Origin of the sequence: Pseudomonas laurentiana, from assembly GCF_014648275.1 — a bacterium.
GTDB lineage: Bacteria > Pseudomonadota > Gammaproteobacteria > Pseudomonadales > Pseudomonadaceae > Aquipseudomonas > Aquipseudomonas laurentiana.
Map to the genome: position 1 here is coordinate 1 of NZ_BMQU01000159.1, position 595 is coordinate 595.

Sequence of the window (595 nt, forward strand, 5' to 3'; positions counted from 1 at the left end):
ACTCATCATCAATACATTGCCGGATTCATTATGACGGGGGCATTTGCTCATGGAGCTATATTTCTCATTAGAGATTATAATCCAGAACAAAATAAGGATAATGTATTGGCGAGAATGTTGGAGCATAAGGAAGCCATAATATCTCATTTGAGTTGGGTTAGTCTATTCCTAGGTTTTCATACCTTGGGACTTTATGTTCATAACGATGTTATGCTCGCTTTTGGTACTCCAGAAAAGCAAATCTTGATTGAGCCTATATTTGCTCAATGGATACAATCTGCTCATGGTAAGACCTTATATGGCTTTGATGTGCTCTTATCTTCAGCAAATGATCCAGCATTCAATGCCGGAAAAAGCTTATGGTTACCCGGTTGGTTGAATGCTATTAACGATAATAAAAATTCGCTCTTCTTAACAATTGGTCCCGGAGACTTTTTGGTTCATCATGCTATTGCTCTAGGTTTGCATACGACTACGTTGATTTTAGTAAAAGGTGCTTTAGATGCGCGCGGTTCTAAGCTAATGCCTGATAAGAAAGATTTTGGTTATAGTTTTCCTTGCGATGGTCCGGGACGGGGCGGTACTTGCGATATTT

At 39.3% G+C, this 595-nt stretch carries 1 protein-coding gene; it reads left to right on the forward strand.

Annotated features, from left to right (window positions below; genetic code table 11):
- Positions 1-595 (forward strand): photosystem I psaA/psaB family protein (locus IE038_RS25695; RefSeq protein ID WP_229775744.1); only part of this gene is annotated, 595 nt, incomplete at both ends.